Source organism: Nonlabens dokdonensis, from assembly GCF_002162835.1.
Classification (GTDB): Bacteria; Bacteroidota; Bacteroidia; order Flavobacteriales; family Flavobacteriaceae; genus Nonlabens; species Nonlabens dokdonensis_B.
On the sequence record NZ_MAAX01000163.1, the window covers coordinates 1 to 3,330 of the forward strand.

Consider the following 3,330-nt stretch of genomic DNA (forward strand, 5'->3'; position numbering starts at 1 on the left):
TAAATGGTGATTTATTAAGTATTAATAGAAAGCAATTACCAGTTGCAAACGATATTACACCTCTACACTTGTCTAGATATAGATCTTCTGCCTATAATTTTGAGATTGAAGTTTCTCTAGGTGCGAGTATTAACGCTACTCTTGTTGATCAAGCGACTGGACAGCGTACGCTTTTACAAGATGGGATGAATAACATATCCTTCAATGTGACCTCAGCCAGCAGTAACGTAGACAGGTTTTATATAGAGTATAGCAATGCGACTCTTAATACAGGTGACATTTCCTTGACTAATAGTTTAGCTGTTTACCCTAACCCAGTAACAGATAACACGTTTGTTCTCAACAGTAGTTATTTAAATGGTAAAGAAGTTACCATCACATTATTCAACACACTCGGTCAGAAAATCTATTCAACGACTACTGATTTTAATAACTCGTATATAGTACAACCTTCTTTAAAATTAAGTTCGGGCATGTATATTTTAAAAGTACAAACAGGTGAAGAAACTGGTACAGTAAAAGTTATAGTGAAATAATATTTGTTAGTTTTTGGTACTTACAAATTGATGAACGGCGGCCTTAATTGGTCGTCGTTTTTCTTTATCTCGCTTTCGCGAAAGCGGATATCAAACCTAATCACTTCTTAACTTTATGTCATTTAACTATTTTATTTACTATATCGATGTAATAAAAACTAAATTTTTATTAAAGTGGAACACTTCGTCTATGAAATAATGTGAAAATCAAAGGTTGTGACGTATTTTTGAAATTACAAAACTCAAAAATTAACAATGACAGACAAGGCAACATTAGAGTTTGATGGCAAGAAGTATGAATTTCCTGTTATCACTGGCTCAGAAAACGAGAAAGCAATAGATATTAAGACGTTAAGAGGCGCAACTGGTGGGCTTACCACTATTGATCCTGGTTATAAAAATACTGGTAGTTGTTCTAGTGCAATAACGTTTTTAAATGGTGAAGAAGGTATATTAAGATATAGAGGCTACTCGATTGAAGAGCTAGCTGATAAGGCTGATTTTCTTGAGGTTGCATATTTGTTGATATTTGGTGAATTGCCTACTGCTGCACAATTAGAAAAATTTCATAACGATATTAAAGCCCAGTCTCATGTGGATGAAGATGTTAAGAAAATCCTAGACGGTTTTCCTAAATCAGCTCATCCTATGGGAGTTCTTTCTTCATTAACTAGTGCGTTAATGGCATTTAATCCGTCATCTGTAAATGTAGATAGTGAAGAAGATATGTATAACGCCATTGTAAAGATCATGGGTAAATTCCCAGTTCTAGTTGCATGGGCGTTAAGAAAGCGTACTGGACAGCCACTTGATTACGGAGATGATAATTTAGGCTATGTAGATAACATCTTAAAAATGATGTTTAAAAAAGCTAATAGCGAGTACACCATCGATCCTATAGTATCAAGTGCATTAGATAAATTATTAATTCTTCATGCAGACCATGAGCAAAACTGTTCTACAAGTACAGTACGTATCGTAGGTTCTTCTCATGCAGGTTTATTTGCAAGTCTTAGTGCAGGAATAAACGCTTTATGGGGACCATTACACGGTGGTGCAAATCAAGCCGTATTAGAAATGCTTGAAGCGATTAAAGAAGATGGTGGTGATACTAAGAAATACATGGCAAAGGCCAAAGATAAAAATGATCCTTTCCGTTTAATGGGCTTCGGTCATAGAGTTTATAAAAACTTTGATCCTAGAGCAAAAATTATTAAAGTAGCTGCAGACGATGTTTTAGCTGCTTTAGGTGTTGAAGATCCTATTCTAGAGATTGCAAAAGGACTTGAGCAAGAAGCATTAAATGATCCTTATTTTGTAGACCGTAAGTTATATCCTAACGTAGATTTCTACTCTGGTATAATATACAGAGCCATGGGAATTCCTGTAGAGATGTTTACAGTAATGTTTGCATTAGGTCGTCTTCCAGGATGGATCGCACAGTGGAAAGAAATGCGTGAGAATAAAGAGCCTATAGGTAGACCACGTCAGGTATATACTGGTGAAAACCATAGAGCTTTTAAAGAAGTGTCTGAACGATAGATCACTGTATCATAAATTAATAAACTCCCTATTTTTAGGGAGTTTTTTTATGGATTAGAATCAGATGTCAAGTCGTGGAAAGATTTAATAAAACGATTGCGTAAAAGCTAATGGTAACTATTCTTAAGTATTAAATTTGCAATATGAATAAAATCACTCTTAACGTTAAAGATGAAACTTCTAGGCTTAGAGCTGTAGTATTAGGAACAGCAGCCAGCAACGGTCCTGTGCCCAATGTAGAAGATGCTTATGATCCTAAATCTCGCAAATACATCCTGGCAGGAGAATATCCTACAAATGAGGATATGATGGAAGAAATGGCTGCAGTAAATGCAGTTCTAGAGAAGTATGATGTAAAAGTTTACAGACCTAAACACATAGAAGATTGCAATCAGATTTTTACTAGAGACATAGGTTTTGTAATAGATAATACCTTTGTAAAAGCTAATATTTTACCAGATAGAGAAGAGGAGATAGAGGCAATTCAATACGTGATTGATCAAATAAATCCTGATCAAGTAATTCGTCCACCAGAAGAAGTTCATATTGAAGGTGGCGACGTGATGTTGCACGGCGATTATATTTTTGTAGGAACTTATCGAGGTGAAGACTATGCAGATTATATCATTGCGCGCACTAACGTAGAAGCCATAGACTGGTTAAAAGACACCTTTCCAAATAAAAAAGTCGTTTCTTTTAATTTGAGAAAAGACAACCTCGATCCTTATAACAATGCATTACACCTAGATTGTTGCTTTCAACCTGTAGGTAAAGACAAATGTATTATTCACAAGAATGGATTCTTAGAAGAAGAAGAATATCAATTTTTAATTGATCTATTCGGTAAAGAAAATTGCTTTGAGATCACTCAGGAAGAAATGTATAATATGAATTCAAATATATTTTCTATAGCGCCAGATGTTGTTATTTCAGAAGAGAATTTTACCAGATTAAATACTTGGTTGCGCAGTCATAATATTACTGTGGAAGAAGTTCCTTATGCTGAAATTTCAAAACAAGAAGGCCTTTTAAGATGTTCAACACTTCCTTTAATTAGAGATTAATGAAACAAATCACAGATACCGTATTTATGGTACGCCCGACACAGTTCCGTTTAAACGAGCAAACTGCTGTAAACAATTATTATCAAGACGAAGGCGTTAAAATAATAGATCAAAATCATAAAGCACAAGATGAGTTTGACGCTTTCGCGAAAGCGTTACAAGAAAAAGGTATCAATGTCATTATCATA

At 34.7% G+C, this 3,330-nt stretch carries 4 protein-coding genes; all 4 read left to right on the forward strand.

Annotated features, from left to right (window positions below; translation table 11 throughout):
• Positions 1–536 (forward strand): T9SS type A sorting domain-containing protein (locus A9Q93_RS10595; protein ID WP_303687372.1); only part of this gene is annotated, 536 nt, incomplete at its 5' end.
• A 255-nt stretch (positions 537–791) separates the two neighbouring features.
• Complete coding sequence (locus A9Q93_RS10600) at positions 792–2,078, forward strand: citrate synthase (protein ID WP_303687373.1); 1,287 nt, start codon at positions 792–794, stop codon at positions 2,076–2,078.
• Positions 2,079–2,221: 143 nt separating this feature from the next.
• Positions 2,222–3,142, forward strand: a complete 921-nt coding sequence (locus A9Q93_RS10605) for a dimethylarginine dimethylaminohydrolase family protein (RefSeq protein ID WP_303687374.1) — start codon at positions 2,222–2,224, stop codon at positions 3,140–3,142.
• Positions 3,142–3,330, forward strand: a 189-nt coding sequence (locus tag A9Q93_RS10610; RefSeq protein ID WP_303687375.1) for an arginine deiminase-related protein, incomplete at its 3' end; no start/stop codon positions are given. The genes A9Q93_RS10605 and A9Q93_RS10610, both read left to right, overlap by 1 nt.